General features: G+C 70.6%; 25 protein-coding genes and 1 tRNA gene. 11 read left to right on the forward strand and 15 right to left on the reverse strand.

Annotation, left to right across the window (positions count from 1 at the left end; all coding sequences use genetic code 11):
• Nucleotides 1–128: 128 nt before the first annotated feature.
• The 4 genes from moaC to LQK93_RS13075 all read left to right on the forward strand — a co-directional run bounded on the left by moaC (nt 129) and on the right by LQK93_RS13075 (nt 2,955).
• Entirely contained in the window at nt 129–554 is a 426-nt protein-coding gene (gene moaC / locus LQK93_RS13060) for a cyclic pyranopterin monophosphate synthase MoaC (protein WP_374971506.1), read from the forward strand.
• Nucleotides 547–1,077, forward strand: coding sequence for a molybdenum cofactor biosynthesis protein B (locus tag LQK93_RS13065; protein WP_374968213.1), 531 nt, complete (start codon nt 547–549; stop codon nt 1,075–1,077). Before moaC ends, LQK93_RS13065 begins: the two co-directional genes overlap by 8 nt.
• A 15-nt stretch (nt 1,078–1,092) precedes the next feature.
• Nucleotides 1,093–1,725, forward strand: coding sequence for a GNAT family N-acetyltransferase (locus LQK93_RS13070; protein WP_374968214.1), 633 nt, complete (start codon nt 1,093–1,095; stop codon nt 1,723–1,725).
• 69 nt (nt 1,726–1,794) lie between these two features.
• Complete coding sequence (locus tag LQK93_RS13075) at nt 1,795–2,955, forward strand: hypothetical protein (RefSeq protein WP_374968215.1); 1,161 nt, start codon at nt 1,795–1,797, stop codon at nt 2,953–2,955.
• 230 nt (nt 2,956–3,185) lie between these two features.
• Here the strand turns inward: LQK93_RS13075 and LQK93_RS13080 are convergent, their stop codons facing one another.
• Nucleotides 3,186–4,415, reverse strand: coding sequence for an AI-2E family transporter (locus LQK93_RS13080; protein ID WP_374968216.1), 1,230 nt, complete (start codon nt 4,413–4,415; stop codon nt 3,186–3,188).
• Between the two features lie 109 nt (nt 4,416–4,524).
• On the opposite strand from LQK93_RS13080, the gene LQK93_RS13085 reads away from it, so the two are divergent.
• Nucleotides 4,525–5,394, forward strand: coding sequence for an SDR family oxidoreductase (locus tag LQK93_RS13085; protein WP_374968217.1), 870 nt, complete (start codon nt 4,525–4,527; stop codon nt 5,392–5,394).
• 84 nt (nt 5,395–5,478) lie between these two features.
• Here the strand turns inward: LQK93_RS13085 and LQK93_RS13090 are convergent, their stop codons facing one another.
• Nucleotides 5,479–6,318 (reverse strand): DUF72 domain-containing protein, encoded by an 840-nt coding sequence (locus LQK93_RS13090; RefSeq protein WP_374968218.1) that lies wholly within the window; start codon nt 6,316–6,318, stop codon nt 5,479–5,481.
• A gap of 104 nt (nt 6,319–6,422) precedes the next feature.
• Between LQK93_RS13090 and LQK93_RS13095 the strand changes: the two genes are divergently transcribed.
• Nucleotides 6,423–6,495 (forward strand) — tRNA-Ala (locus LQK93_RS13095).
• A gap of 61 nt (nt 6,496–6,556) precedes the next feature.
• Here the strand turns inward: LQK93_RS13095 and LQK93_RS13100 are convergent.
• The 4 genes from LQK93_RS13100 to LQK93_RS13115 all read right to left on the reverse strand — a co-directional run bounded on the left by LQK93_RS13100 (nt 6,557) and on the right by LQK93_RS13115 (nt 10,198).
• Nucleotides 6,557–7,639, reverse strand: a complete 1,083-nt coding sequence (locus LQK93_RS13100) for a tyrosine-type recombinase/integrase (protein WP_374968219.1) — start codon at nt 7,637–7,639, stop codon at nt 6,557–6,559.
• Nucleotides 7,636–7,803, reverse strand: coding sequence for a helix-turn-helix transcriptional regulator (locus LQK93_RS13105; RefSeq protein WP_374968220.1), 168 nt, complete (start codon nt 7,801–7,803; stop codon nt 7,636–7,638). Before LQK93_RS13105 ends, LQK93_RS13100 begins: the two co-directional genes overlap by 4 nt.
• A 64-nt stretch (nt 7,804–7,867) precedes the next feature.
• The gene (locus LQK93_RS13110; protein ID WP_374968221.1) at nt 7,868–9,406 is read right to left on the reverse strand and encodes a replication initiator; all 1,539 of its coding nucleotides are present in this window, start codon (nt 9,404–9,406) and stop codon (nt 7,868–7,870) included.
• A gap of 414 nt (nt 9,407–9,820) precedes the next feature.
• A complete protein-coding gene (locus LQK93_RS13115; RefSeq protein ID WP_374968222.1) occupies nt 9,821–10,198 on the reverse strand; it encodes a hypothetical protein in 378 nt (125 codons plus the stop codon).
• Between the two features lie 578 nt (nt 10,199–10,776).
• Here LQK93_RS13115 and LQK93_RS13120 point away from each other — a divergent pair.
• Entirely contained in the window at nt 10,777–11,445 is a 669-nt protein-coding gene (locus tag LQK93_RS13120) for a hypothetical protein (RefSeq protein WP_374968223.1), read from the forward strand.
• A 77-nt stretch (nt 11,446–11,522) separates the two neighbouring features.
• On the opposite strand, the gene LQK93_RS13125 is transcribed toward LQK93_RS13120, so the two are convergent.
• The 3 genes from LQK93_RS13125 to LQK93_RS13135 all read right to left on the reverse strand — a co-directional run bounded on the left by LQK93_RS13125 (nt 11,523) and on the right by LQK93_RS13135 (nt 15,207).
• Nucleotides 11,523–11,816: a hypothetical protein gene (locus LQK93_RS13125; RefSeq protein WP_374968224.1), complete on the reverse strand. Its 294-nt coding sequence runs from the start codon at nt 11,814–11,816 to the stop codon at nt 11,523–11,525.
• Nucleotides 11,817–13,054: 1,238 nt separating this feature from the next.
• Nucleotides 13,055–14,326: a hypothetical protein gene (locus LQK93_RS13130; RefSeq protein ID WP_374968225.1), complete on the reverse strand. Its 1,272-nt coding sequence runs from the start codon at nt 14,324–14,326 to the stop codon at nt 13,055–13,057.
• A gap of 176 nt (nt 14,327–14,502) precedes the next feature.
• Complete coding sequence (locus LQK93_RS13135) at nt 14,503–15,207, reverse strand: mechanosensitive ion channel domain-containing protein (RefSeq protein WP_374968226.1); 705 nt, start codon at nt 15,205–15,207, stop codon at nt 14,503–14,505.
• Nucleotides 15,208–15,381: 174 nt separating this feature from the next.
• On the opposite strand from LQK93_RS13135, the gene LQK93_RS13140 reads away from it, so the two are divergent.
• Complete coding sequence (locus LQK93_RS13140) at nt 15,382–15,870, forward strand: phosphatase PAP2 family protein (RefSeq protein ID WP_374968227.1); 489 nt, start codon at nt 15,382–15,384, stop codon at nt 15,868–15,870.
• A 40-nt stretch (nt 15,871–15,910) separates the two neighbouring features.
• Here the strand turns inward: LQK93_RS13140 and LQK93_RS13145 are convergent, their stop codons facing one another.
• The 5 genes from LQK93_RS13145 to LQK93_RS13165 all read right to left on the reverse strand — a co-directional run bounded on the left by LQK93_RS13145 (nt 15,911) and on the right by LQK93_RS13165 (nt 21,686).
• Nucleotides 15,911–16,681, reverse strand: coding sequence for a response regulator transcription factor (locus tag LQK93_RS13145; protein ID WP_374968228.1), 771 nt, complete (start codon nt 16,679–16,681; stop codon nt 15,911–15,913).
• Between the two features lie 73 nt (nt 16,682–16,754).
• Nucleotides 16,755–19,463 carry an FtsX-like permease family protein gene (locus LQK93_RS13150; protein WP_374968229.1) on the reverse strand — a complete coding sequence of 903 codons (2,709 nt, stop codon included), beginning with the start codon at nt 19,461–19,463 and terminating at the stop codon, nt 16,755–16,757.
• Nucleotides 19,460–20,218, reverse strand: a complete 759-nt coding sequence (locus LQK93_RS13155) for an ABC transporter ATP-binding protein (RefSeq protein ID WP_374968230.1) — start codon at nt 20,216–20,218, stop codon at nt 19,460–19,462. The genes LQK93_RS13150 and LQK93_RS13155 overlap by 4 nt, the downstream gene beginning before the upstream one ends.
• A complete protein-coding gene (locus tag LQK93_RS13160; RefSeq protein WP_374971507.1) occupies nt 20,215–20,994 on the reverse strand; it encodes an ABC transporter ATP-binding protein in 780 nt (259 codons plus the stop codon). The genes LQK93_RS13155 and LQK93_RS13160 overlap by 4 nt, the downstream gene beginning before the upstream one ends.
• Nucleotides 20,994–21,686, reverse strand: a complete 693-nt coding sequence (locus LQK93_RS13165; protein ID WP_374968231.1) for a hypothetical protein — start codon at nt 21,684–21,686, stop codon at nt 20,994–20,996. Before LQK93_RS13165 ends, LQK93_RS13160 begins: the two co-directional genes overlap by 1 nt.
• 169 nt (nt 21,687–21,855) lie before the next feature.
• Between LQK93_RS13165 and LQK93_RS13170 the strand changes: the two genes are divergently transcribed.
• Nucleotides 21,856–23,208, forward strand: a complete 1,353-nt coding sequence (locus tag LQK93_RS13170; protein ID WP_374968232.1) for an ATP-binding protein — start codon at nt 21,856–21,858, stop codon at nt 23,206–23,208.
• A gap of 28 nt (nt 23,209–23,236) precedes the next feature.
• Here LQK93_RS13170 and LQK93_RS13175 read toward each other — a convergent pair whose 3' ends face one another.
• A complete protein-coding gene (locus LQK93_RS13175) occupies nt 23,237–23,443 on the reverse strand; it encodes a hypothetical protein (RefSeq protein ID WP_374968233.1) in 207 nt (68 codons plus the stop codon).
• Nucleotides 23,444–23,711: 268 nt separating this feature from the next.
• Here LQK93_RS13175 and LQK93_RS13180 point away from each other — a divergent pair, with 268 nt between their 5' ends.
• The gene (locus LQK93_RS13180; protein WP_374968234.1) at nt 23,712–24,365 is read left to right on the forward strand and encodes a peptidoglycan-binding protein; all 654 of its coding nucleotides are present in this window, start codon (nt 23,712–23,714) and stop codon (nt 24,363–24,365) included.
• 11 nt (nt 24,366–24,376) lie between these two features.
• Complete coding sequence (locus tag LQK93_RS13185) at nt 24,377–26,776, forward strand: hypothetical protein (protein ID WP_374968235.1); 2,400 nt, start codon at nt 24,377–24,379, stop codon at nt 26,774–26,776.
• The last annotated feature ends 22 nt before the right edge of the window (nt 26,777–26,798 follow it).

Genomic DNA, 26,798 nt, shown 5'->3' on the forward strand with positions numbered 1-26,798 from the left:
CCGGCGCGCCCGCCCAGCCGGCGGAAGCCGGCGAGCCCGGACCTTCCTCGGAGCCGCGGCCGGCCGGGGGCGCCGGCGCGGAGCCGCCTCCCTCGTTGACGCACGTCCGGGCGGACGGCAGCGCGCACATGGTCGACGTCTCGGCCAAGGCCGTCACCGCCCGAGAGGCGAGTGCCGCCGGCAGGGTGCTCCTCAGCCCACAGGCCGTGGCGGCCCTGCGATCGGGCCGGGTGCCCAAGGGCGACGCGCTGGCCGTCGCGCGCATCGCCGGCATCCAGGCGGTCAAGCGCACGCCCGAGCTGATCCCGCTCGCGCACCCCATCGCCGTGCACGGCGTGGAGGTGGAGGTCACGGTCGCCGACGACGGCGCCCACATCACCGCCACCGTGCGCACCGCCGACCGCACCGGCATCGAGATGGAGGCGCTCACCGCCGTCTCCGTGGCCGCGCTCGCGCTCATCGACATGGTCAAGGCCGTCGACAAGCACGGCCGCATCACCGACGTCCGGGTCACGGCCAAGTCCGGCGGCCGGTCGGGGGACTGGCATGAGTGAGGCCATCGGCGCGGGGCGCCGCGCCGTCGTGGTGACGGTCTCGACCAGGGCCGCGGCGGGCGTCTACGCCGACAGGTCCGGCCCCGTCATCGTCGAGCGGTTGCGTGCGTGGGGCTTCCACGCCGGCCCGCCCGTCGTCGTGCCCGACGGCGACGAGTTCGGCATGGCGCTGCGCGAGGTGCTGGCCAGCGAGCCGGACCTCGTGCTGACCACGGGGGGCACCGGCCTCACCCCGACCGACGTGACGCCGGAGCAGACCGCACCGCTGGTCGACCGGCTCGTCCCCGGTGTGGCTGAGGCGATCCGCGCCGCCGGCGTGGCCAGGGGAGTGCCGACTGCGATGCTCTCCCGCGGGCTCGTCGGTCTGGCCGGCCGCACGCTCGTGGCAAACCTGCCCGGTTCGCGAGGTGGCGTCACGGACGCGCTCGACGTGCTCGCACCGGTCCTCGGTCACGCCCTCGACCAGATCCCCGGAAGCGACCACCCGAGCCACGACTCGAGCGACGACTCGAGCGGCCGCTGACGTGACGGCATGAGGATGCCTTGGCGCCCCCACCGCGACGGGTCGGCCACGTGGCCGCTCGTCCTGCGGGACGCCACGTCGGAGCCGGCGATCGTGCTGCGGCCGCTGCGCGTCCAGGACGAGTCGGAGTGGCAGCGCGTCCGCCGTGACAACGCCCACCACGTCCAGCCGTGGGAGCCGACGCTCCCGCCGGGAGCGCCGGCCAGGGCGCCGGTGAGCTTCCGCCAGTTCGTGCGGGACCTGGACGCCGAGGCCCGGGCCGACCGGGCGATGCCGTGGTGCATCGAGGTGCGCGGGCGCATCGTCGGGCAGGTGCACCTCTTCGGCATCGTCCGTGCCGCCCAGCAGTCCGCGGCTGTGGGGTACTGGCTGGACGAGTCCATGACCGGGCAGGGCATCGCGACCCGCGCCGTGGCGCTCGCAGTGGACCACGCGCTCGGGCACGGAGGGCTGCACCGCGTCGAGCTCAACATCCGCCTCGACAACCTTCCCTCCCTGCGGGTTGCCGAGCGGCTCGGCCTGCGCGACGAGGGAATCCGGCGCCGCTTCCTGCACATCGACGGGCAGTGGCGCGACCACCGGTCCTTCGCCGTGACGGTCGAGGACCTCGCCGGGGCGAGCCTCACGGCTCGTCTGTCACAGGTGTAACACCAGCCTCTTGCGCGACACACCCTGAATGTGCAGGGTTGCCGCCTGGCGGCGTCCTACCGTGGTCCCGTGCCCGTCAGCAGCCTTGTCTTCGTCGTCATCGTGGCGATCTGGGCCGCCTATCTCGTGCAGCACTGGGCGCGTCGCCGTGAGGACGCGGCCGCCACTCGCTCCATGGAGGGGTTCTCCGAGGCGATGCGCGTGCTCGAGAAGCGGCCGGCCCTGCCGGCTCCCCAGCTCAGCACGCCGCGTCCCCACTCGTATGCCGTCAAGCCGGCGAACGCCGCGCGTCCCACGGTGGACGTGAAGCGAGCCGTGCCGGCCGGCGCGTCGCGGCGCAGCTCGCCACTGGTCGCCCGGCGCGTCCACGCGCACGGCCAGCACGACCTGGCCCGACACGACTTCGCCCCCTACGCCGAGGTGGACCGCATGCCCCAGACCGCACGCTCGACCACCAGCCGGGCGGACACCGGACGTGTCGGCAGCGCGGCAGCCGGTCCGGCGCCGGTACCGGTGGCCCAGCGTCGGCTGCGGGCGGCGCTTCTGGTCCTCGCGCTCTTGTGGCTCCCGGTGTCGGTCGTGCTGACGCTCACGCACGTGCTCATGTGGGTGTCGGTGCCGTTCGCCGTCCTGACCGTCGTTGCCGTCGTCGTCTGGCTGCGGGCCGAGGCCAGGGCCGACCGGCTGCGCTCGAGCACCGGGTCCTACTCGCCGCCCCACTCCGAGTCGCACTCCGGCACCTACGCGCAGGACGAGACGCCCCACCGGCGTCGCCGTCACGGTCGGGGGCGTCGCGACGACAGCGGCCTCGTGCCCGTCCTGTCCAGCGAGGACACCCAGGTGATCCGCAGCACCGCCGCCGCCGAGTCCGGGTCGGTCTCCCACGGCGCACGCCCCGCCGCTGCGGCACGGCACGCCCAGCACCAGCCCGGCGCGCGCGCCGAGAAGGGCGTCTTCGACGTCCAGGCACTCGTCACCCGGGGCGTCCCGGTGCCAGCCCCCGCGCCTGCCCTCACCCCTGTGCTCGCCCCGGCTGCCCAGCAGGCCCCCGAGGGGAGCTGGAGCCCGGTGCCCGTGCCGCTCCCGACCTACGCGCTCAAGGCCAAGGCCGAGCCGCGGTGGACCGACAGCGGCATCCCGGCCGACGTCTTCGACACCCCGGAGTTCGCGGAGGAGGCCGACGAGCTCGACGACCGCGCGCTCTTTGCCCGCCGCGCCGTCTCCCAGTAGGAGCGGCGCCGGGACAAGCCGGCTGTTCTGCCCTCGCCCATCGGCCACCGCTCCCGTGAGCGGAGCAGTGTCCGAGTCGCCGCCCCGCCTGTGCGGCGGCTCGCGCGTCGGATACCGCTGCCGGAAGGAGCGGTGTCCAAGGGGGCCACCAGCGCCCCGGGCAACGGCCGGCCCACAAGGGGCCCGGCCACCGCGGGACGCGCGCACCGAGGATGACGGTGCAGCGGCGGTCAGGCGTTCGCCGGTGACCCACCGTCGTCGGCCGACTCCTGCATCTCGCGGTCGAGCTGCTGCTGCGTCTCGTCACCGAAGAGGTGCTTGCCGACGGCGTTGATCACAGCCGCGAACGGGACCGCGACGAGGGCCCCGACGATGCCCGCGATGATCGACCCGGCGGCGATCGCGAGGATGACGGCGAGCGGGTGCACGCTGACGGCCTTGCCGAGCAGGAACGGCTGCAGGACGTGCGCCTCGAGCTGCTGCACGCCGATGACGACGGCGAGCATGATCAGGGCGATGCCCGGGCCGTGGGCCACGAGGGCGAGCAGCACCGCGACCGCGCCGGAGAGCAGCGCCCCGACGATCGGGATGAACGCGAAGAGGAACACGAGGATGCCGATGGCGAAGGCGAAGGGCACCTTGAGGATCGCCGCGCCGACGCCGATGCCGACCGCGTCGACGAGGGCCACGATCATCGTGGCCCGCACGAAGGCGGACATCTGCCCCCAGGCGATGACGCCAGATGAGTGCACTCGCGAGCGGACGGCCCGCGGGAAGAGGCCGACGACCCACGACCAGATGCGAGGGCCCTCGTAGAGGAAGAAGAAGAGCGAGAACAGCGCGATGAACAGCCCCGCGAGGACGTGGGTGGCGGTCAGACCCACCGAGGTGGCGGCGTCGCCCAGGTTGCCCGAGCTGCTCACCTTCTGCCGGATGGTGTCGAAGTAGCTGTTGAACTGTGCGTCGGAGATGCGGAAGGTCGAGCGCACCCAGTCGCGCACCGTCTCGAGCCCGGTCGCCACCTGGCCCGTCAGGTCGGAGAAGCCGCTGCTGAACTGCGAGCCCACCATCGTGAAGAGCGCACTGACGAGGATGATCGTGCCCACCAGAGTGATCCCGGCGGCGGCCCCGGGCTTCATCCGGTGCTGGAGCCAGTTGGCGACCGGCCGCAGGAGCGCCGCGAGGAGCAGGGCGATGGCGACGGGGACGATGATCTCGGACACCGTCCGCAGGGCCATCGAGGTGAGGTAGACGAAGGCACCGATGAGCAGCAGGCGCCAGGCCCAGTCGGCGGCGACCCGGATGCCCGGGGGGACCGCGGCCGCCTCGATGCCCGGGAGCTCGTCGGCGGCGCCGGGGGAACGGCCGTCGTGGGCGGCTGCGTCCACGCCGCCCGGCCGGGGGACAGGGGCCGTTGCCTCGGACAGCGTGCCGGGGCGGTCACCAGGGTTGTGAGTCACCGTCCCACCGTATGCCGCGGGGTGTGCTCGTGCGCGGAGCACCCGCCGCGCTCGAGGGTCCGGTCGCTGCCCGGGCACCTCCGCCGTCGAGGGCGCCTACGCTCGGGTCATGAGCACCCCGGCCGTGGACGCCGCCCCAACGCTCGCGGTCAGCGGATCGACCGGATGGCTGGGCGGCCTCGTGGCCCGCGACCTTGCCTCTCGCGGCGTGCCGCAGCGGCTGCTCGTCCGCGACGTGGCGAGGGCGCCTCGGCTGGCGGGATCCGTTGCGGCGCAGGGCAGCTACGGGGACGCAGCGGCCGCGCAAACGGCGCTCGAGGGTGTCGAGACGCTGTTCATGGTGTCGGCGGCCGAGAACGCCGACCGCCTCGGCGAGCACAAGGCTTTCGTCGACGCCGCCGCAGCCGCCGGAGTGCATCACGTCGTCTACGTGTCCTTCTTCGGCGCCGCGCCCGACGCGACCTTCACCCTAGCCCGGGACCACGCCGCCACCGAGGAGCACCTTCGCGCCTCCGGCATGGCGTGGACCTTCCTCCGCGACAACCTCTACCTGGAGTTCGTCGAGCAGATGGTCGGCGAGGACGGCGTCATCCGCGGGCCGGCGGACGCGGGCCGCGCCGCCGTCGTCGCGCACGAGGACATCGCGGCCGTGGCGACCGCGGTGCTGCTCGACCCGGCGGCCCATGCGGGGGCCACCTACGACCTCACCGGTCCCGAGGCCCTCACCTTCACAGAGATGGCGCAGGTCGTCAGCGACGTGACGGGTCGCCCGGTGCGCTTCCACGACGAGACCCTCGAGGAGGCATACGCCTCCCGTGCGGCCTACGGTGCTCCCGACTGGCAGGTGGACGCGTGGGTGTCGACCTATACAGCTGTCGCGCGAGGGGAGCTCGACGGGGTGAGCGGTGACGTCGAGCGGGTCACCGGTCGGCACCCGATCTCACTGCGCGGCTACCTCGAGGCACAGCGACGCGGCTGACCAGCCGACGACGCTCGCGCCGACGGCAGACGCTCGGCAAGCACCTCCGGCGCGAGCTGCGCCACTGTGCCCTGCGTCTTGGCCTCAATGGGGCGCGGCGGCGGTGGGCACCCCCAGGCGCTGCAGCAGGCGCACCGCGTCGTGTGGCGCATGCCCCCTCGCGTCGTTGTCGAAGTAGACGTGCACGTCGTGCCCCTGCTCCATCCAGTGACCGCAGGTGCGAGCCCATCGGTCGAGGGACTCGTCCGTGTACCCGCTGGCGTAGAGCTCGGTCTCGCCGTGCAGCCGCACGTAGCGGAAGTCGCTCGTCGCGTCGTCCATGACCGGCCACGTGCCGGCGCTGTCGGCGATGACCATGGCCACGCCGTGCTCGGCGCACAGCGCCCGCGCCTCCTCGGTGTCGAAGCTGTCGTGCCGCGGCTCGAGAGCATGCCGCATCCGGACGTCGACCTCGCAGGTCGTCAGGATGCGGTCCTCCTTGAGCTTGTCGTCGTGCTTCTCGGCCAGCCGTGCGGCCTCGCCCGTCGACTGCGGGAGCAGCTCGAGGAAACGCCGGACGCGATCCGGGTCGAACTCGACGCGGGCCGGTAGCTGCCACAGCACCGGGCCGAGCTGGGGGCCGAGCGCGAGGACCCCGCTCGCGAAGAAATTCGCCAGCGGGGTCTCGACGTCGCGCAGCGCCTTCATGTGGGTGATGAAGCGCCCACCCTTGACCGCGAAGTCCACGTCGGCGGGCAAGGCCGCCCGCCACGCGGCATACGAGCTCGGGCGCTGGAGGGAGTAGAACGAGCCGTTGATCTCGATGGACGTCATGCGCTCGGCGGCATACGTCAGCTCGAGCCGCTGCGGCAGGCCCTTCGGGTAGAAGTCGCCGCGCCACGACGCGTAGCGCCACCCGGAGACGCCGATCCGTGCGTGAGGCATGCCCAACCCTTACCCGGGAGGGCTGTTCGGCTGGCCCCCAGGATCCTGGGGGCCAGCCGATTCGGTATGCCGGTCGGCGTGGTGTTATCGTTCCTTCGCACCTTGGGGCTGTGGCGCAGTTGGTAGCGCGTCTCGTTCGCAATGAGAAGGTCAGGGGTTCGAATCCCCTCAGCTCCACCGAGAAGAAACCCCGTCCCACCTGCAGAAACGTGCAGGAAGGGGCGGGGTTCTCTCTTTGTCATCCGCCCGTCTCCTGCCGATGTGTCCCCCCGGTGTCCCCCGGGGTCACATTGAGCCTCGCCAGACCCGCCAAATCGGCACCCGTCCCGAGGAAGTGCAGGTACCGGTTCGTCGTGCCGATGGACTCGTGACCCATCCACGCCTGGACGGTCCCCGGGTCGACGCCACGGGCCAGCCAGAGACACGCCGCGGTGTGGCGCAGGTCGTGGATCCGGCGACCCCGGCCGGTGGTCGGCCACTCCAGGGTGCGCAGGACCGCCGACCGATGAAGCTGCGACCCGCGCTCGGTCGTGAGGAGCAGATCGCCAGGTGCCTTGCCGACGCTCATGGCCAGCACGATGGGGAGCACCCGGTTGGCGAGCGGAACGCGACGCGAGGACCGCCCCTTTGTCGACTTCACCGCCCCGCCTTCCGGCTGCGACCGGCGCACCAACAGCCCCGGCGTCGGGACCTCGACGACGTCGGCGACGCGCAGCGACCGGGCTTCCGCCCACCGCAGGCCGGTCCACGCGAGAACGAGCAGGACGTCGGCCAGCCGCGGCGCCGTCGCATGCCAGACGGCGTAGACCTCCTCCAGCTCGGCTTCGCTGAAGGGGTCCATCTCGTCCGTCTCGTCGGACTGGCGCGGCACCCGCACGCCGGTCACCGGGTTGGCCAGGATGAGCTTCTCGCGCACGCACCAGCTGAAGAACGACGACAGGCTGGCGCGGAAGCGCACGACCGACCCCTCGGCGAGGCCCACGGCGAGCAGTGCCTCGAAGGACCGGGCGACCTCCCGACCGGAGACCGCCGAGACCTGCAGGGCGAGCATGCTCGTCGGCATCAGTCTGGGCAGGTCCTGGTCGGCGCGGTAGGTCTTGGCCGCCACGGTGACCCGCCGGACCTCCAGCCACCGCTGTACTAAGGGCCTGACCCGTTCGCGTCCGGCGCGCGGGTCGACACCGCCGGCCAGGGCTGCTCGTTCCCGGTCGAGCCATGCCTTGGCCTCGCGGCGGGTGTCGAAGACCTTGCTGGCGACGCCGACCCGGCCGCTCTTGAGCCGAGCCCGGAAGCGGCCGTTGGGCATCTTGCTGATGCTCATGCCGCCATCCGTTCCAGCCACTTGGTCACGTCCTCAGGGCGGTACCTCGGGGCGTAGGGCGACAGCCACACGACCCGCGGACCGTGCCCCGTCTGGCGCCACCGGCTCAGCGTTGCCTGCGACACCTGCAAGGCGGCGGCGACCTCCCGGGAGGTCAGTAGCACCGGCAGAACTGGAGGCTCCGGCCTCTCTGGCTCCTCTACTTTCATGTTCGAACTCCTTTCTCTCTCAGCCGTTCTGGTGTCTGTTCGCTGCTCGTTCCTGGGCGTACTCGCGGGCGCGGGCTGCGGCGGCGCGGGCGAGCTCGGCGTCGCCGTCGGTGTCCCAGCCGGATCCGGCGTAGGTCCACTGGCCGACGACGAGGGTGGTCTCCTCGGTGTCGTCCAGCAGGAGGTCGTCGAGGTCGCGGACGTCGAGGGTCCGGCCTTCGCGGTTCGCGGCCGCGAGGGCGCGTTCGTAGCGGACCCGGCGGCGGCGCAGCTGGCCGAGGGTGATCGAGTAGCGGCGTGACTTGGTGGAGAAGTGACCACGGAAGCCGAGCATGTGCCGCCACTTGAACAGGAGCCCGTACGGGTGCTCCCGGAGCGGGATGCCGTCGCGGCGGGCGTCCGCGTGGATCGGGTCGGTGACTTGCGCGATGGTTGCCCGCAGCCGGCGGGCGTGGGGGCTGGCGGTGTCGGTGGAGTCGGTGGCGGACTTCGTCGCGTACTTCGCTAGGTAGCCGGCGACCTGCTCCGGGGTGAGGGCGCGGTCCGGGTCGTCGGTCCGCCGGGCGGCGGCGACGGGGCGGGAGTCGAGCTGGGTGCCGAAGCGCAGCCGGCGCACCACATCGGCCTCGTTCAGCGGGGGCGCATCGAAGACGACTCCAGCGGCGGCCTGCTCGACCAGCCTCGCGAGCAGCGATGCGGTGATACCGGCCGGCGCGAGCGCGAAACCGTCCGCCGACTTGGGGCCGTCGAGCCGGATGAGGGCGTGGAAGTGCACGATGCCGCGCTGCTGGTACTCGGCGACCTTCGCGTACTGCGCCGTCACGAGGTCCGGCAGCCGGGTCTCGGGGACGCCGAGAGTCTTGGCGAGGGCGCGACGCAGATCGATGGTGAACCGGCGCCACAGCTCGGGTGCCCACCACTGCCAGACGAGGTGGCTCTCGTAGTCGTAGCAGTCCTGGCAGAGCGGCTGCCCGAGCAGCTGGTCCCCGTCGGCGTGCCGGGTGTGGCACACCGTCGACCGTCCATGCTCACAGGTTTGGTCCTGGCCCTTGGGTGTGAAGGGCCGGCACGTGCGGCCGCCCCGAGTGCCGTGGACCAGCCCGAACGAGGGCGCGGTCAAGGTGGCGAACACCATTGGGTTCTCGCCCACCTGCTCGGGGACGCCCTTGCCGCCGACGACCCCGGCCCGGATCAGGTGGAACGTGTCCGCCGCGTACAGCCTCGAGCAGGACGGGCAGTCCACCGCGCGACGGTTGCCACAGCGGACGTGCAGGACCCCGAGCGGGCTGTCGGCCGAGGAGAAGCTCGAGAGCACCTCACCCGTCGCGCCGTCGACCGTCTGCGAGGAGCCGTGCAGCCGGATCGGCCTGGCGCAGTGACCAACCCGCGAGGCGGCCTCGGACCAGGCGTCGAAGTCACGCGACAGCAACCGGGCCAGGACCTGCGCCTCGGTCGCCGCGTCGAGGTGGTCCAGGTCGAGCGGGTGGCCCTCACCAGCCTGCTCTGTCGAACGGAGGGGGACGGCGTCCCAGACGCGGTCTCGTGTTTCCCGGGTCATTATCGGCCACCCCCTTCCCTAACCGGTCCGGGTGGGTGTGCCGTGCAGGTACTGCGGCTCCCGCTGCACGGCACACCCGGTCCGAAAGGGCGGCCCAGAAACGATCGAGAAGAAGATGCCGGCGTCGCGGGGAGCCGCGCACACGCCAAGTCACGTCAAGAGATCACGAAGAAGATGGCGGACCAGAAGATGCGTGTCGTGTGTGTGAGCGGCTATTCGTGTGGATGGCCTCTGGCCGGGGTGGGGAGCCGACCCCCAGGGCATCAAGCCCGCAGTTTTTGTCAGTTCAGGTCTTTTTGTGTGGGTGTGTCCGCACCTCCCACCATCCACGCCCAGGCCGCCGAACGACGAAGAAACACGCCGCGTGTCGCGCGGTCGAAGTTTCACCCACATGCCGATGTGAGGACGAGCGCCCTAGTCATCGGTAAGCCCGGACAGCTGCCGTCGGTGCTCGTCTCGATCGGCGATGACTCGTGCTCTGTCCGTTCGCGTCGCGCGGCGGAACTGCATGTTCACAACAGCCTTGGCCGCGGTGCCGCTAACACCCAGCAAGTGCGCGATCGCAGCCTCCGCGTCCTCCACCGTCTCGCTCTCGAAGATGCAGTTCAGTACCTCTTGACGCCGGTCCAGCGCGGCAACGTATGCGTCCAGGACCTCGACGGATGTCTTGAGACGCCCCACACGATCACCGTTCATGCCGTCACCAAAGCACGAGTGGTCGACTTCTGCGACGCGGCCGGATACGCCACACAGTCTGGTCGTGCCCGCGGCACCGTCCGTGTGGGCGCTCATGCCGCGCTCGGAGCCGCTCGAATAACGCCAGCCTTAGACCGCGCGCAACAACTACCGGATCTCGTCACCCCACCGAACGTCGCCATGGAGATAAACGATCACTCCGTCGTCACTGCTCCAGACGTCGATCCAAGTGGGCGTTCCATGGCTCCCGATCAACTCTGGCGCCTGACCGGAACGCACTCGCCTCAATGCGTCCACGGACAGCCACACAGGCTGGCATCCTTGCCAGCCGCCACAGCCGCAACCCTCATGCGCGACCAACGCGCCACCGTTGACTAGTTCCTGCGCAAGTTCCGGTGTAACGTACTCCTGCTGCGGACGGATAGGCGCCCCGCTGGGGTCGAAGAGCTCACCAGCAGCGTTGTACTTGCCGGGACGGACGGCGTACTCCCCAGGCACCCGGGGCTCTGCCTCGCTCCAGGTTGGCTGCTTGAGCAACTCCGCGAAGGTCGGTCCTTTCGACTTCCTGACCATGGCAAGCATTCTCGTCTCACGTGAATCGCATGGCCACGGAGATGTTCCGCACATGCCGCGCCGCGGTCTGCAAGAGGGCCTTTCGTGTCAGTCTTTCGCTCGTGACCATCGCCGAACTTCTTGACCGACTTCCTTCTCCTGACCGCCTGCGAGAACTGTCCATCGCTCTCGCCGTCCTGGACGTCGCGCTGAGCCCTGACGATGACCCCGAGGATCGCTACTTCCGGTTCGATCCGCGCGACACCTCCGGGATGGCGCTAGCCAGCATGGACAACGGTTCAGGCGATCGCTACTACATCGCCTTCACCCGCGACGCAGTGTTCGGCTGGGGGTTCGCACACGAGGCCCCCATGAGCCCCTTCACGCGAACACCCGTCTCGCTGTGGCCTGGGCTCCTCGACGGCATGCCGGCCGAGTTCGAACCCTTGACGCGGGACGCACGGTTCCAGATCGCCGACACCTTCATGGCCACGGCGGCCTTCTGGTCCGAGGACGGACAGACGTGGCACTCGGGGTCCGCCACCCCTCCGACGGGCGAGACGGACGCTGACGGCGCCGAAGAACTCTTTGAGCTCATCCTCGACGACAGCCCCCAAGCATTCGAGCGCTTCGCCCAGGACTACCTCGAGATGGACCCCAGCGAAGCAGCCATCAGCGCGGTCTACACGTCACACCCGCTCGATCCTTCGACCCTCGCGGAACTCAACCCCGACGCCGACTACGACGACCTCCGGGAGCAGCTGCATGCGATGGGGCTTCCCGCGTCGTAGGCGACATCCGGACATGCCGCCGAGCGCGAAGGCATGCCCTGGGTCGATCGGCCCTTACCCCGCGTCAAAGAGAGCTTTTACGGTGGGCCGTACCGCTCCCAAAGTTCGTCACGAGCACTGCCTTTGAGCGGCTTGGCGTCAAAGACACCGCCGCTGTCGTATCCGCTCTCAAACTTGCCTTGCTCGAGCTCCTCAACGGTGTACCACTCGGGTCCGAGGTCCTCCTCGGGTGGAGACGAGCGGCCGTCCGGCCAGCACACCCTGCAGAACAGCCGTTCGTGGCGTTCACGACCGAACGGCCAGTAGCGGAAGTGCTCCACCTGAGTGACGAGGTGGGCTTCCACCCTGCCGTTTCTGCTGAGTTCCCACACGGCGTCACGGTAGGGATCCAGTCTCGGATCGCGTGGCCCAGGATCTTCCGAGGACATGGGTGCTTGTTTACATCACTCGGGAGTCGCGAGCACGGCACCCGACGTCCTCAACTGCCGCTGATCGCTGAGGCGATTCGCAGAACACGCCTAGGCGAGCACGCCTAGGGTCGCCGCGAGCCGACGCGCATCGTCCGCTGCGTCCCCAAGCAGGTCAACGACAGACCGCTTGGCCAGGTGATCGGAGACCTCTCTACGCCACGCCGCTTGGTCCGCAGCACTAACGTCCTGCCATCCTCGGCTCACCAAACCGGCCAGGATGGCCTGCAAGTCCTGCAAGTCCATCCACGCATCCCACGCGGCTTCGGTCGCTTCATCCGCGGGCATGGGCGGATTGACCGCCTGCACCCGTCGATGAAGAAGCAGCAAATCTCGGTCAGGCCGGTTTCGCACACCCGCAGTGTCGCAGGCCCGGGTTCGGTCATGCCGCCGCCCGCGTGCCCCAGCGGAGCCGGGATGCGATTCCGTGAGGAGTTTCTGTACTGGCTCAAGCGCGCCTCCGGCGCGAAGAAGCGCGGGACCCCGCGATGGGGACCCCGCGCTTCGGCGCTGGCGCGCCTACGCGCACCCCACCGCACCCCGCGCTTCGGCCAAAGGTCGGCGGCGCACGGCCAGTCGACAGCCGTTCCGACGACCCATGGCCGGGACTCAAGCGCCTGGACGAGGGAGGCCCCAGCCGTTGAGTGCCTAGCCGGCTCCCCCGGAGGACCACTGCCCACCTCAAGCGCGCGGCGAGGACGACGACCCGCTCGGCTGGCTTGCACGAGCGCCTTCCGCGCGGCACCTCCCAGCTCGGAGCGTTCCCGTCACTGCGCAGACCCGCGTGCTCGAGTCGTGTCCCCCCGGTGTCCCCCGAGCCCCGAAACTCCCGTCCGACAAGGGTGCCGAGGTAACGCATGCAGAGCACCCGGACGAGCACGACAACGGCCCGGCACCTGTTCGCAATGAGAAGGTCAGGGGTTCGAATCCCCTCAGCTCCACCGATGAGAAACCCCGTCCCACCTGCGGAAACACGCGGGAGGGGGCGGGGTTCCTTCTTTGTTCCGACCATGACCCTGCACGCCCACCAATGGCAAGCACGCCGACGTGCCGAAGGAAGCGGTCCCGGAGCGGGACCGCTTCCTTCGTGGACGAGCCGATGCCTCAGGCACACGTGAGGCCGGTGGCGCGCTCAGGACTGGTTACTGCTTCTTCTCCAGCGTCCCGATCGTGGACTGCAGGTTGGTCAGCGCTGCCACACAGGCCGCCTTGGTCGGCGGGGTCGCCCGGAGGGCGGTGAGGGCGCCGTCGATGGCCGAGTCCATCGTGTGCCAGTCGTCGGGTGAGGCGGGCTTCATCGCTGCCTCGCCGTTGTCCCAGGCGACCTCGAGGTCCTTGACCCGCGCCGTCGCCGCCGTCAGGTCACCCTTCTTCGCCTTCGTCGCCACGTCGTCGACGATGACGGCGAACGGACGCAGGTCACCGATCGGCGAGGTGGGGTCGGCCTCCAGCGGGTTGACGTGCGCCCCCTTCCCCGTTCCGGTGGTCGCGGCGGGGGCGGCCGCCGCCGGTGTCGGCGCGGGCGCCAGGGCCACGGCCGCGGCCACGACCGCGACGGCACCGGCAGCCGCCCACGCGTAGTCCCGGTGCGGGTGGACTGCCGGGGCCTCACCCTTGGCCCGGATGCCGTGACGGTTTGCGTTGACCTGCTCGCGCGCCACCAGGACGACGATCACGGCAAGGAACACCAGGCTCGTCAGGCTCGCCCCGAGACCCAGGCCACCGAAGGAGCGGTCCTGGGTCAGCAGGTCACCCAGCGAGGCCCCGAGCGGACGGGTCAGCACATAGGCGATCCAGAACGCCAGGACGCCGTTGAGGCCGAGCCGTCGGGCGGCCCAGACGGCGAGGATGAGGCCGCCGAAGATGAGGGCGCCGTTGCGGAACCCGAGCGAGAGCGCCTCGGTGGCGAGGTCGCCACCGGCGGTGCCCAGGGCGAAGGTCGTCAGGATCGCGCCCCAGTAGTACCGCTCGCGGCGCGGGGTGTCGATGGCCGTGATCGCCAGGGTGCGTTCCTGGCGCCACCACACCGTGAACACCACGGCGAGCACGACGGCGAAGACGGCGGTGCTGACGTAGAGGCTGACGCCGAGGGTGTCGGTGAAGAAGTCGGTGATCTGGGTGCCGACGATGCTCACGAGCACGACGGTGAGCCAGTACAGCCAGGGGATCAGTCGCCGGGCCCTGAGCTGGGCGACGAGCGCGATGGCGAGCAGCGTCATCATCGCCCCGTCGGTCACGGCGGTGCCCAGTCCGACCTGCACGCTGAGGTAGTCGGCGAAGGTCTCGCCGATCGTCGTGGACAGGATCTTTATGAGCCAGAACGTGGCGGTGATGGCTGGCACCTTGTTGAGCCACGACGCGCTGGACAGGTCACTCTTCCCGCGGTCGTGGACGGAGGTGACGATGTCAGACATAGGATTCTCTCTGGTCGTGTCGGGCTGTCGCCCCAAACCCTCCACAACCCGGCTGAAGCCCTACTGGGAAATCTGACAAAGCCAGCCGTCCCGGCGCCCGAGGTGCGTGGTCTCGAGGTTGAGGAACGGTGGCAGGCGCTGTCATGCCGTCGAGGGTCAAGCCGATGGCCGAGCAGTCACATCAGGTGTCTCGGTGACTGTCGGGCGACGTCAGGGAGCCCACTCTCCCGTGCGTCACGCGCCGCCTGGGAGCTCTCAGGTGCTGTGCGCGGACCGGTGGCGGCAGCCAGAACGCTGCCGTTGGGCAGGGAGAACGGGCCGTCCTCGGTGAGGATCTCGGTGTACGTCAGGCCGATGCCGACGACCCGACCGTGGTAGTCGCCGCCGAGGGCGCCGGACTTGAGCACGATCCAGGACCCGACCTCGAAGGGTCTCGAGGTCAGCAGCACGAGACCGGCGAAGAGGTTGGCCAGTGCCTGCTGGGCGGCGATGCCGATGACAACGCCCGTGATCGCCCCGGAGAGGAGCAGCTTCTCGATCGGCACGTGCAGCACGGTGAGCGCCAGGAGCCCGACGAGGACGTAGCCGATCATCGTGACCCAGAGACGCAGGTTCGACGACGTGCCCGCGCTGGCTCGGGCCCCGACGACACGGGCGAGCTCGTTCGCCGTGGAGCGGACGGCGACGGCAGCACTGACGGCGAAGACGAGGGCACCGAGGAACGTGATCAGGCGCGGGGTCAGCTGCGGTGACTGCGGCACCCCGAATGTGGCGACGACCACGAGCACGACGAACGAGAAGGCTGCTGCCGCGCCGGCTCGGCGTAGGTCGGCGCGGACGCGCAACGCGGAGGTGGTGGAGGCGATCAAGGACAGCTTCACAGGCAGAGGGCTCCTGGTGGCGTAGCAGGGACGTGGTCACGGGCCCCGGCGGTCGCCGGCGCGCCCCAGCACGGTAGCGGCGCCACCTTGGTGTACTCCGACAGCGATCTCGGCGAGCACGCCGCCCGTCGCCCTCCCAGCCGGCACACAGACAGCGGCAGGCATCATGGGTCGGTGACCTTCGTGGCGTTTCTGGCGACCTACACCCTTTTCCTCATGCTGCTGATCGCAGCCGGCGCATGGCTCACGCTGGACCGCCCGCGCAAGCTCGAGCTCCTCGTGGCAGGTGTGCTGGCTCTCGCGGTCCTCGGGGTCCTCATCGTGGCCATGAGCGCCATCTGGACCGACCCTCGCCCCTTCGTCGTGGACGGCCTGGCACCCGCGATCGCCCATGCTGCCGACAACGGCTTCCCTTCCGACCACACGGCCGCAGCGGCTGCCGTCGCAGGCCTCGTGCTGGCGTACCGGCGACGCATCGGCATCTTCCTGGTGCTACTCGCCGTCGTCGTCGGCATGTCCCGCGTGGCCGCTCACGTGCACCACGTCCCTGACATCCTCGGCGGACTCGGAATTGGGCTCATCGCGGCCGCATCGGGGATCACGCTGGCTCGCGTGGCAATGCGCGCTTGGACGGCCCGGCAGAGCGCGTCGCGCGTCTCCTGACCGGTTCCCGGAGCGGCGCGGGACAGCGCGCTGCGCCGGCTCACTGCGGTTCGGGGTGCCGTCCTTCGTGGTCTCCAGGCTCGAGGCGGGGTGGGGCGTCCAGGCGGTACCCGTGTCCGCGCAGTGTGGTGATGGTGGGCATCCGGCCTGCGGCGTTGGCCCCAGCGGCGAACAGGACCGATCGCAGATGTGCGATGTGCACGTCCAAGGTCTTGGTGGAGCCGTACCAGTTCTCGTCCCACACCTGAGCCATGAGCTGTTCGCGGCTCACCGCCGTGTCGGTCTGCTCGGCCAGGGTCGCAAGGAGGTCGAACTCCTTGGCACGCAGCGGTAGTTCGTGATCGTCGACGAAGACGCGTCGGGAGGACCGCTCGATGGTGAGCGCGCCCAGCACGGTGCAGGCCAGCTGGGCATCGTCGTTGGGCGCGTGGCGGCGCAGATGCGCCCGTAGGCGGGCGAGTAGCACCGTCACGGTGAACGGCTTGGTGATGTAGTCGTCTGCACCTGCGTCGAGTCCGGCGATGACGTCTATCTCCGCCGCGCGGGCGGTCAGCATGATGATCAACAGCTCGGGGAACTCGGCGCGGACCTGCCGGGCGATGTCGACGCCGTCGGAGTCAGGTAGCCCGAGGTCCAGGAGCATCACCTCGCAGGGGCCGGTACGGAGATGTTCGAGCGCTCTCTGACCGGTGTGGAACCACCTGCTGCGGTAGCCGTGGCCCTCGAGGGCCTGCTGGAGCTGGCGGCCGATGACGGCGTCGTCCTCGACGATGACGACCGGGACGCCGGAGGACCCCCACGTCGCTGACATGGTCTTGATGCTAGGGCCCCAAGATCTCGGACCACTGTCTGTTGCCGGGTGCGTCATCGCGACGGCCGGACGGTCACGCGTCTCGCAGCTCCTCCACGGCCGGTCGTGTCGATGAGCGGGCGCTGAACCCGGCGGCCGCTGCGAGAGCGGCCAGCACGGTGGCCGCCGTCACGGTCAGGTACACGGTGGGGATGGCGATGCTCGAGGGTGGCGGGTCGAAGACCCCGGTGAGCACCTTGACGAGCATCTGGCTGAGGGCCCAGGAGATGAGGGCGCCGCCGACCAGGCCTCCTACGGCGACGACGGCCGCCTCTGCCATGACCAGGCCCTGCAGCTGCCGACGTCGAGCACCCAGGACCGAGATGATCGCCATGGTCCTGCGTCGTTCCGCCAGGCCGATGGCCAGCACGAGCCCGCCCGAGCCTGCCGCCAGGATGACGGCGAAGGCCAGCTCGAGACGGGTCAGACCGGCGAGGTTGACCGAGGTCAGGCTGGATCCGACGACCGCCCGGGTCTGGGTGATGTCGGTGACGGTGGCGCTGGTGCCGAGGGCTTGGCGCAGAGTGGCGGCCACGGCCGGCTGGTTCGTGCCGGAGGTGTCGACCAGGTAGGTGCCGACCGCGCCTGACCCCGTCTTCCTGGCCACGTAGTCGGCGTTCGCGACGAAGAAGCTGTCCTTGGGTGCCGTCGGGAACTCCTTGGCGATCCCGGCGTAGTGGAACGGGACGGTGGTCAGCTGGTGGGTGCGCTGGTTCTCGAGGCGAAGGTTGAGCAGGTCACCGGGGTGCAGCTGGAAGTCCTTGACGGTCTCGTCGCTGACGAGGACTGCGTCGGGCTTGGCCGCGAGGGTCGCCATGAGCTGGCGCGCGGTGCCGCCCTGGAAGTATGCGTCCTGCAGCGCGGTCACCGAGGCGATGCGGTTCGGACGCACCCCGTACAGGTCCTGCAGGTCGGCGCCCACGTAGGCGAAGCGGTGCTGCAGCGGCTCGACGTGGGTCACGCCGGGTGTGGCGGCAATCGCGGCAGTCGCCTTCGCGGACAGCGGCGCTCCCGGGGCGGGGGTGACCGCGACGTCCGCGCCGTTGGTGAGCTGCGCGTCTGCTTCGGCCTGCTGCTGGTACGTGGCGTTGAAGGTCGCGGTCGAGGCAGCGAACGAGATCGCCAGACCGAGCAGGACGACCGATCGGGTCAAAGGGCGCCGCTGCCGTGACATGGTGGCCGCTGCGGGCTTGGCCAGTCGACCGGTCAACGGGGTGATGAAGCGGGCCAAGGGGCCGCGGCCGTGGGCGAGGCCCATGGTGGCCAGGCGCCACAGGAACATGGCGCCGCCCAGCCACAGCAGGGTCGGGCCGAGGAAGGCCCAGTAGGACACCGAGATGGACGGGACACCTTCCGGTGCCAGGACGAGCGTGTAGTTGTCGCTGCTGGAGACCCAGAACACCACCAGGGCGAGGGCGAGGATGCAGAGGTCCACGCCGTAGCGCATCCACCACGGGGACCGGGCCCGGCCCACGGCGTGCCGGGCCCGCGAGACGGTCAGCTGACGCAGGTCCCGGAGGGCGGGCACCAACACCGTCGTCCCCGCGACGACGGCGCCGAACAGGACCGCGATGAGCGCCCACGCGGGGGAGAGCCGGACGATCCCGGGCGAGCCGTCTGCGCCGGGTGCGCTGCCCTGGCCGAAAGCCCACCTGGAGGCGATCGCGGCTGCCACCAGTCCGAGAACGGCTCCCCCGGTGGCGACGAGTGCCGCCTCGGTGGCCGCCAGGCGTCCGATGGCCCGCGGGGACAGTCCGCGGGTGCGGAGCAGTGCCTGCTCGTCGCGGCGACGTTGTGCCCCGGCGCCGACGAGGGCGGCCGTGAGCATGGCGGCCAACAGGGCACCCGGCAGTCCCAGGAACAGGAAGAGCATCTGGGCGTAGGCGGCATCCGAGCGGGCGGCGTCGAGAGCCGCGCCCACGTTGTTGCCGACCACCCCGGTACCGGCCAAGGCCGCCTCGAGATTGTGCGCGGCTCCCAGGACCGCCCCGTAGGCACCGGCCGGGTCGCTCGGCAGCGGCGCCGATCGGGCGACGTGGATCTGGGTCGTCACCGGGACCACCGGGGTCGCCGGGCCGGGGGTCCCCTGGGCGGGAGCCGCAGGCTGGCCACTGACGACTCTGGCGAACGTGCGCGCAGGCAGCAGGATCACGTTGTCCGGTGGCGCAGACGGTTGCGCACCGACCGGGGCCCCCACCTTCTGGAACAGCGAGTCGGCCTGGGGCAGGTCGACGACGCCGGCGACGGTGACCGTCGCTGATCGTGACGGGCCGAGGCCCACGACCACGTGGCTGCCCGGGCGGATGTGCAGGTTGGAGGCGGTCTGCTGGGCCACGAGCACCCCGTTCGGGGCGCCGCTGAGCTGGCGGATCTCTCCCGGGAACTGCGTGCGGTAGCCGTCCGGAAGCCCGAGCACCACGGCCGCGCCGGTCGTCTGCGTCGTCCCTTCAGCGGTGGCCTGCAGACCGGTGCTGCGAGCGAACGTGACAGGCAACGCTGCGCGGACCCCGTCAGACCTGGCAACGGTGGCACGAACCGCGGCCGGGTCGGCCCCCGGCTGAACCTCGACCTGCCAGTCGACGGCCACCGACCGCAGGGCTCGTGCTGTCATGCTCTGCTGCGAGACCGTCAGAAACGTCCCGATGGACGCGATCAGGGAGACGGCGACGGCGACACCGACGCTGACCGCCAGCAGGCGCCCCCCGCGCCGTCGAAGCAGGCCCATGAGCCAGGCGCCGGTCATCTCCGGTCACCCGCCGTGGTCGCGCCTGCGTGCGGTCCACGCGGCGCGCGCGAAGGCCTCAGCTCCGTGTCGTCCGTGCTCAGTCGTCCCTCGTGCATCCGCCACCGCTCCTCCAGCCTCTCTGCGACCTCGATGTCGTGGGTGGAGACCACCAGGGCCGCATCGAGCTCCTCGGCCGTGGCGAGCAGCACGTCGATCAGGTGTTGGCCGTTCGCGCGGTCGAGCTGTCCCGTGGGCTCGTCGGCCAGGATCAGGGACGGTCTGTTCGCCAGGACACGCGCGACGGCCACGCGTTGGGCCTGTCCTCCGGACAGCTCCTCGGGGAGCTGGGTGGCGAGCTCGGCCACCTGCACCAGCTGCATCGCCTCCTCGACGCGCTCGTCGGCGTCCGCGTCGGGCACGCCGGCCAGCACGAGAGGCAGCGCGACGTTCTCGGCCACCGTCAGCGCCGGCACGAGGCTGGGGCTCTGGAAGACGACGCCGACCCGTCCCCGCCGTTCGGGCTCGGAGGCGGGCAGACCGGGCCAGGACACGCGTCCCGCCGTGGGCGTCTCGAGCCCGGCCATGATGTGCAACAACGTCGACTTGCCTGAGCCGGAAGGACCCACGATCGCGATGCGTGACCCGAAGGGCACCTCGCAGCTGCTGCCGTGCACGGCCACGACTGCTCGTTCCCCGCGGCCGAACGTGCGAGCGACACCCTCGCAGGTCACGGCGAGCGCGGGCCGAGCCGACGATGCTGGGAGCGCGGTCATGAGGTCACCATCCCGTCGTGAAGGTGGATGACGCGGTCGGCGATGGCGACGACGCGTGTGCTGTGGGTGACCACCAGGAGCGCGGCACCCGCGCCCGCCCGGTCACGCAGGAGCTGGAGCACCTGCTGCTCGGAGTCTCCGTCGAGCTCGCCCGTGGGTTCGTCGGCCAGGACGATGTCCGGGTCGTTCGCCAGGGCAACCGCCAGGCCCGCACGTGCGAGCTCACCACCGGACAGCTCGGACGCGTACGCCTGAGCGCGCGCTGACAGGCCCACCCGCTCGAGCAGCTCCGTCACCCCGACGGGTGTGCTCGGGCGCTGGGTCGTGCCTCGCAGCCGCGGGCCTGCATTGCCGGCCGTGCGGGCGAGCTCGATGTTGGCCCGGACGTTCAGGTGTGGCAGCAGATTTCGGCTCTGCAGCAGGACGCCGATGCGCTGCGCCCGCAGTCGCGCCCGTTCAGCCTCAGGACGGTGGCTGAGCCGCTGCCCACCCACGCGCACTGTCCCGCCATCGGGCTCGTCGAGTCCGGCGAGGCATCCCAGCAGCGTGGACTTGCCGCACCCGGAAGGACCGACCACTGCCACCGTCTCTCCGGGAGCGACCGCCAACGAGACTCCCCGAAGGGCAAGGGTTTCCTCTTCGCCAGTGCGGAAGAACCGATAGAGGCGATCGGCGGTGAGGGCACTGGCCGCCGGCTGCGAGCTCGCGGGCCTCACGTCCCCGGTCAAGGGGCCGGACGAGGCCGAGACCGCGGCGCCCGGCCCGCGGAGGGACATCACGACGTCCACCGCAGGGAGTCCGAGACCGTGCGCCACGGGTCGACGTTGTCCGCGTTCACGGGACCCGAGAGGGTCAGGTCCACCCGAGTCCCGGGGCGGAAGTACGAGTACCGTTCGAATGCGTCGCGGACCACCTTGCCCGTCACCGGGTCGACCGCCGAGTCACCCTGGTAGGTCAGCAGCACGACAGGACCACCTGCCCTGGAGACCGTCTTCACCTTCGGTGATGCGAACTTCGGCACGCTGCCTCGGAGCTGAGGCACTTCCATGGACATGACCGTCGACGCGGTGGGCGCGGTCGTGGTCTTGACGACGTGGACCTCGATGCGGTTCAGCTTGTCGCTGAAGACCGTCGCGCCGCCCGTCGTCGCTCGGGCCCATCCCTCGGGGACCTTGACACTGATGTGGGTGCCGTTGGGCGTGAAGGGAACGTAGACCTGGGTGTCGGGGATGTCCCCCGGAGGGTTGCTCTCGGTGGCGGCGGGGGTGGGGGACCCGACCGAAGAGGAGGCGGCATCGGAGCTGGACGGTGGCGCGGTGGGCTGTGGCCCAGGACCGCTGGTCGTGGCAGATGCGACGCGCGCAGAGGTGGGCGCCGGTGCGGGGGCGGTGGGGCTGTTGCCGCAGCCGGAGAGCAGGATGGCCCCCAGCCCCGCCGCCGCTGCAAGCCGTGTCCTGACGACAGTCATCGTGAGTCCCCTTCTGGTTGCGTCCGAACCGCTTCGCTCCCCACGCTAGGAAGGTGGTGGTTAGGCGGGATGCCACTCCCGGTTAGGGGAGGGCAAAACCTGCGGTCCGGCCACGCCATCGACGATCTGCGGGTCGAGCCCGGGCGTGCGGCGCGGCAGGATGGCAGGCATGCGCCGACGAATCCTGCACGTGGCCGTCGTGGCCGTGTCGGTCGCCCTGGTGCTCTTCGGCATCCCGTTGGCGCTGGCCGCAAGGGCCGCCATCCTCAGTGAGGAACGTGGCGAGCTGGAACGGACCGCTCTGCTCGCTGCCCGGCAGGTCGGTCCGGACTTCCTGGCGGGTGACCCGGTGGAGCTGCCCCGCGTGGAGGGCGACAAGAAGGTGGCCGTCTACGACGCCTCGCTGACCCGCAGGTCTCCTGCCACGGGTGGGCCACCGACCGCCGACTCGGTGACCAGCGCTGCCGCGCGCGGGGTCGAGTCCGAGGGCGTGGTCGGCGCTGATCTCGTGGTCGCGGTTCCCGTGACCGTGGCCGAGAGAGTCATTGCAGTGGTTCGGGTGGCAGCGCCCACGAGCCACACCTTCACCACCATCCTGCTGGCCTGGGCAGCGCTGGCGCTGTTGGCGGTGCTCGCTCTTGCCGTCTCGGTCGTCGTGGCGCGACGCCAGGCACGATTCCTCAGCACCCCTCTCGAGGCACTGGCGGTCGCGGCCGAGCGCGTCGTCGCCGGGGACCTGCAGACACGAACCGAGCCGGTTGGGACGCCCGAGCTGGTCAGGCTGGCACGGACTCAGAACGAGATGCTGGACCGGCTGGGCGACCTCATCGCCCGAGAACGCCGACTCACCGGTGACATCTCCCACCAGCTTCGGACGCCGGTCACTGGGCTGGCCCTCGGGCTGCAGAACGCGCTGAGCCACAAAGGCAGCGGCGCCACCGCGGATCTCCGCGCGGCGCTTGTCGATGCCCTCGGGCAGGTGCGAGATCTCGAGCGAACGATCGACAACGTCATCCACCTGTCCCGCCCCCAGTCGGATGTGCTGGACGCGGGCCCGGGCCACAGCGTCGGGGACTTCTGCGCGGAGATCGAGCGGCGGTGGCACGGCCCACTGTCCGAGGCGGGGCGCCCGTTGGTCGTCACGGCCCAGACCGATCCTGCGCTGCCCCTACCGCAGTTCGTCGTCACGGAGGTTCTGAAGATCCTTCTGGACAACGCAATGCGGCACGGCGTCGGACGTGTCACCGTCGTCTTCCGTGACCTCGGCTCTTTCGTCGCGATCGACGTCGCGGACGAGGGTTCCGTCCAGGTCCCTGGCGACGAGCTGTTCCGCCGAGGCCATTCCGGCAGCGACGGACTGGGGATCGGGCTGGCCCTCGGGCGATCGATCGCCGAGGCCTACGGCGGCCGGCTGGCCCTGACCCAACGGCAGCCAACCTGTTTCACCCTCATGGTTCCGCTCTCATCGACTCCCTCCGAAGCGGACCTAGCCGGCCTGTCACGCTCAACGCCGGACCCCTGAGGGCGCGGGGGCCGTTCGAGCGAGAGGGTCAGTCGGCCAGCTTTGCGATGGCCTGGGCCCACAGGAAGTGCTTGTTGGTGCCCAGGTCCCGGACGGTCTTGATGTTGAAAGCGGCCTTGAGGTGCTCGGCGTCGCTGGCGCTCACGCCCTGCAGCGCGTCCACTGGTGCATCAGCCAGTTCTGCGATGCTGAGGGACTCGAATGCCTTGTCGACCTTGCTGGCGATGTCGCTCATGCTCACTCCTGAGAGTCGGCCCGCGCTCATTGCGGGGAGTACCTCGATGCCTACCACGTGAGCGACCCCTCCGCAGGCAGACTTCCCACGCCGCTGAGGCTCGAGTTCGCGTAGGAGCTCTGCTTCCGCTGGAAGAGGCACCGGGTGCGCCTGGCATCCGGTCCTTCTTCAAGTACCGGCCGACCAGTTGGCGTGACGGATATCTCGGGTATGTGCGCTTCACCGCAACCGATGACGGGCACTCGCGTGTGCCGGAATGGAGCCAATGATGAGCGAAGCCGATCTCCCACCCGTTTCCGCGGAGGAGCTGGCCGCCGAGGGAGGGACTGCCCTCCCGGACAAGGAGGTCATGTCGCTCCTCGACCTCAACGCCGACCTCAACCTCGCCCTGGACGTCGCGGCCCCGGTCGACCTCGGCGTCGCGGCCAACGCCAATGTCGCAGCGCCGATCAACGGAGCAGTCGGTGCCAACATCCTCTCGGTCGGCTCCGCGGATGCGGCCGTCGCCCACCAGGGCGTGGACATCAACCAGGACCTGTCCGGCTCCGCCGTCGCCCACGCGCCCCAGCACAGCACGATCGACCAGTCCGCGCCGGCGACCGGCACCGGCACGCCCACCACGCCTACCGCGGAGCCGGCTGCCGCCCCGAGCCCGACGCCCACGGCTTCCTCTGCCCTCAGTGGCAACCTGCTGAACATCGACGTCAACGCGGCGGCCGACGCCAAGCTGGCCGCCCCGATCGACGGAGCGGTGGCCGCGAACGCGAACGTCGCCGCCCCGATCAACGCCTCGGTCTCGGCCAACGTCGGGTCCCTCGGCTCGGAGGCGACGTCCATCGCAGACCAGCAGGGCTCGATCACCCAGCACCTGGACGGGACGGCCCAGGCCACCGCCGACCAGACCTCGCAGATCAAGCAGTAGACGGTCCCATCGTGACTCTCGCGTCAGCGGACGGCAGGGCCTCCGAGCCGGTCTCCACCATCGACCCATCGGCCCTGCCGTCCGCCGACGTGGGTGACGTCGCGCACCCTCCGACGAGGGGTACGGGCGTCGAGCTGCTCGGAGCCTTGACGGGCTCCGGCTATCGCAACCCACCGTCGCTCGCACGTCGCCTCGACGGGCAGACGGTGCAGCTCACGCCCCTGCTCTACCTGGTCCTCGAGGCGATCGACGGACGGCGGACCTACACCGAGCTGGCCGAGGTCGTCAGCACGGCATACGGGCGGCGGCTCGCGCCGGATGACGTTCGTCAGCTCGTCGAGACGCGGCTTCGCCCGCTCGGCCTCGTCCGGGGGACGGACGGGTCGGAGCCCCAGGTGCAGAAAGCCAACCCCCTCCTCGCGCTGCGCTTCCGATGGGTGGTCTCCGACCCCACGGTGACCCGTCGTCTGACCGCGCCCTTTGCCGCCCTCTTCACGCCGGTTGTCGTGGTGGTCGCGCTGGTCGCCTTCCTCGTCGTCTCCGGATGGGTCCTCTTCACGAAGGGGCTCGGCTCCGCGACCCACCAGGCGTTCGACCAGCCCCTGCTCCTGGTCCTCGTCTTCGCCATCACGATCTTCTCCGCCGGGTTCCACGAGTTCGGCCACGCGTCCGCCTGTCGCTACGGCGGCGCGACGCCCGGCGCCATGGGCACGGGCCTCTACCTCGTCTGGCCGGCCTTCTACACCGATGTCACCGACAGCTACCGCCTCGGCCGGGCAGGCCGCCTTCGCGTGGACCTCGGGGGCCTGTACTTCAACGCGCTGGTGGCGGTGGCGATGTTCGCCGTCTGGTTCTTCACACGATGGGATGCGCTGCTGCTCATCCTCGCCGCGCAGCTGCTGCAGATGATCCGTCAGCTGGCGCCCATGGTTCGTTTCGACGGCTACCACGTGCTCGCGGACCTCACCGGCGTGCCCGACCTCTCCTCGCGCATCGGGCCGACGCTTCGCAGCCTCGTGCCCGGGCGGTCCCCCGAGCCCCGTGCGACCGAGCTCAAGCGCTGGGCGCGGGTCGTCGTGACCGCGTGGGTGCTCGTCATCGTGCCGCTGCTGCTCGTCACCCTGGTGCTCATGGTCGTGGCGCTCCCTCGGGTCCTCGGCACGGCGTGGGCAAGCGTGCTCAAGCAGGCCCATGCTCTGGGGGTCGACTGGTCCGGCGGCGACGTCACCGGCGTGGCGGTCAGGGTGCTGGCGATCCTCGCCGTCTGCCTGCCTGTGCTCGGCTCGCTCCTGGTCCTGGCTCGCCTGGTCAGGACGGTGCTGGTCTCGCTGTGGCGCAGGACCGCCGGACGCCCCGGCCGCCGGGCTCTGGCAGGGCTGCTCGTGGTGGCCGTCGCTTCGGCGCTGGCCTGGGCCTGGTGGCCCGACGCCGACCGCTACCGCCCCGTCGAGAGGTTCGAGAAGGGCACCGTGGTCGACGGAATGACCGCCGTGAGCTTTCCCGGCCGGGCAGCGGCCCTCTCCGACGGCCGGATCGTCGAGGGCCAGCGCTCCGTGTGGGCCTCGACCTCGGCTCCTCCGACCAAGGAGCACCCCGCGCTCGCCCTCGTGCTGGTCCCGAAGTCCACGGCGGATGGGAGCACCGCCACGGCACCGACCTGGGTGTTCCCGTTCAACCGCCCCGGAGCTCCCGGTGCCGGCGACAACCAGGCCCTCGCCGTCAACACCGCCGACGGCTCAACGCTCTACGACGTCGCCTTCGCCCTGGTCTGGGCCGACGGCAGCGCCGTCACCAACAGCAACGAGGCCTACGCCTTCGCCAGCTGCACCGGCTGCAAGACAGTCGCTGTTGCGTTCCAGGTCGTGCTCATCACCGGTGACGCCCACGTGGCGATCCCCCAGAACATCTCCGGCGCGGTCAACTACTCCTGTGCACAGTGCGTGACCTACGCCCTGGCGCAGCAGCTCGTCCTCACGGTTCCGGCAAACCTCGACCCCAGCACTCGCCAGCGTATCGACGCGCTCTGGCAGCAGATCGCACGATTCTCGGCGACCATCGAGACCCTCTCCCTCGACGAGGTCCGGTCCAGGCTCCTCGACTACCAGAACCAGATCCGGACGCTGGTCGCCGCAGAGGCCACGGCTCCGGCGGCCTCGACGCCGACCCCGTCCACGAGCCTGCCGACCACGGCAACGGCAACGGGGGACACAGCGACCCCTGCGCCGTCCGCCAGTGCGTCCACGACGCCTCCCGGCGGGGACTCCTCGCTGTCGTCCAGCTCACCCCAACCGACCGCGACGACCCCAGAGTCGACCGGCTCGACCGCACCACCCACGACCACCGAGGGCCTTGCTGATGGAGCGACTGCCGTCCCGTCGTCAACGGCCGGCCCCGCGACCACCAGCCCATAGCGCGCTCGAACAGTCCAGCCGA

Source organism: Terrabacter sp. BE26 (assembly GCF_041941675.1).
Taxonomy (GTDB): domain Bacteria; phylum Actinomycetota; class Actinomycetes; order Actinomycetales; family Dermatophilaceae; genus Terrabacter.

Coding starts and splice junctions, on each gene's coding strand:
- moaC (WP_374971506.1), top strand. CDS start 129: ATGGTCGACGTCTCGGCCAAGGCCGTCACCGCCCGAGAGGCGAGTGCC.
- LQK93_RS13065 (WP_374968213.1), top strand. CDS start 547: ATGAGTGAGGCCATCGGCGCGGGGCGCCGCGCCGTCGTGGTGACGGTC.
- LQK93_RS13070 (WP_374968214.1), top strand. CDS start 1,093: ATGCCTTGGCGCCCCCACCGCGACGGGTCGGCCACGTGGCCGCTCGTC.
- LQK93_RS13085 (WP_374968217.1), top strand. CDS start 4,525: ATGAGCACCCCGGCCGTGGACGCCGCCCCAACGCTCGCGGTCAGCGGA.
- LQK93_RS13090 (WP_374968218.1), bottom strand. CDS start 6,318: ATGCCTCACGCACGGATCGGCGTCTCCGGGTGGCGCTACGCGTCGTGG.
- LQK93_RS13100 (WP_374968219.1), bottom strand. CDS start 7,639: ATGAGCATCAGCAAGATGCCCAACGGCCGCTTCCGGGCTCGGCTCAAG.
- LQK93_RS13110 (WP_374968221.1), bottom strand. CDS start 9,406: ATGACCCGGGAAACACGAGACCGCGTCTGGGACGCCGTCCCCCTCCGT.
- LQK93_RS13115 (WP_374968222.1), bottom strand. CDS start 10,198: ATGAGCGCCCACACGGACGGTGCCGCGGGCACGACCAGACTGTGTGGC.
- LQK93_RS13130 (WP_374968225.1), bottom strand. CDS start 14,326: ATGTCTGACATCGTCACCTCCGTCCACGACCGCGGGAAGAGTGACCTG.
- LQK93_RS13145 (WP_374968228.1), bottom strand. CDS start 16,681: ATGTCAGCGACGTGGGGGTCCTCCGGCGTCCCGGTCGTCATCGTCGAG.
- LQK93_RS13150 (WP_374968229.1), bottom strand. CDS start 19,463: ATGACCGGCGCCTGGCTCATGGGCCTGCTTCGACGGCGCGGGGGGCGC.
- LQK93_RS13155 (WP_374968230.1), bottom strand. CDS start 20,218: ATGACCGCGCTCCCAGCATCGTCGGCTCGGCCCGCGCTCGCCGTGACC.
- LQK93_RS13160 (WP_374971507.1), bottom strand. CDS start 20,994: ATGTCCCTCCGCGGGCCGGGCGCCGCGGTCTCGGCCTCGTCCGGCCCC.
- LQK93_RS13165 (WP_374968231.1), bottom strand. CDS start 21,686: ATGACTGTCGTCAGGACACGGCTTGCAGCGGCGGCGGGGCTGGGGGCC.
- LQK93_RS13170 (WP_374968232.1), top strand. CDS start 21,856: ATGCGCCGACGAATCCTGCACGTGGCCGTCGTGGCCGTGTCGGTCGCC.
- LQK93_RS13175 (WP_374968233.1), bottom strand. CDS start 23,443: ATGAGCGACATCGCCAGCAAGGTCGACAAGGCATTCGAGTCCCTCAGC.
- LQK93_RS13180 (WP_374968234.1), top strand. CDS start 23,712: ATGAGCGAAGCCGATCTCCCACCCGTTTCCGCGGAGGAGCTGGCCGCC.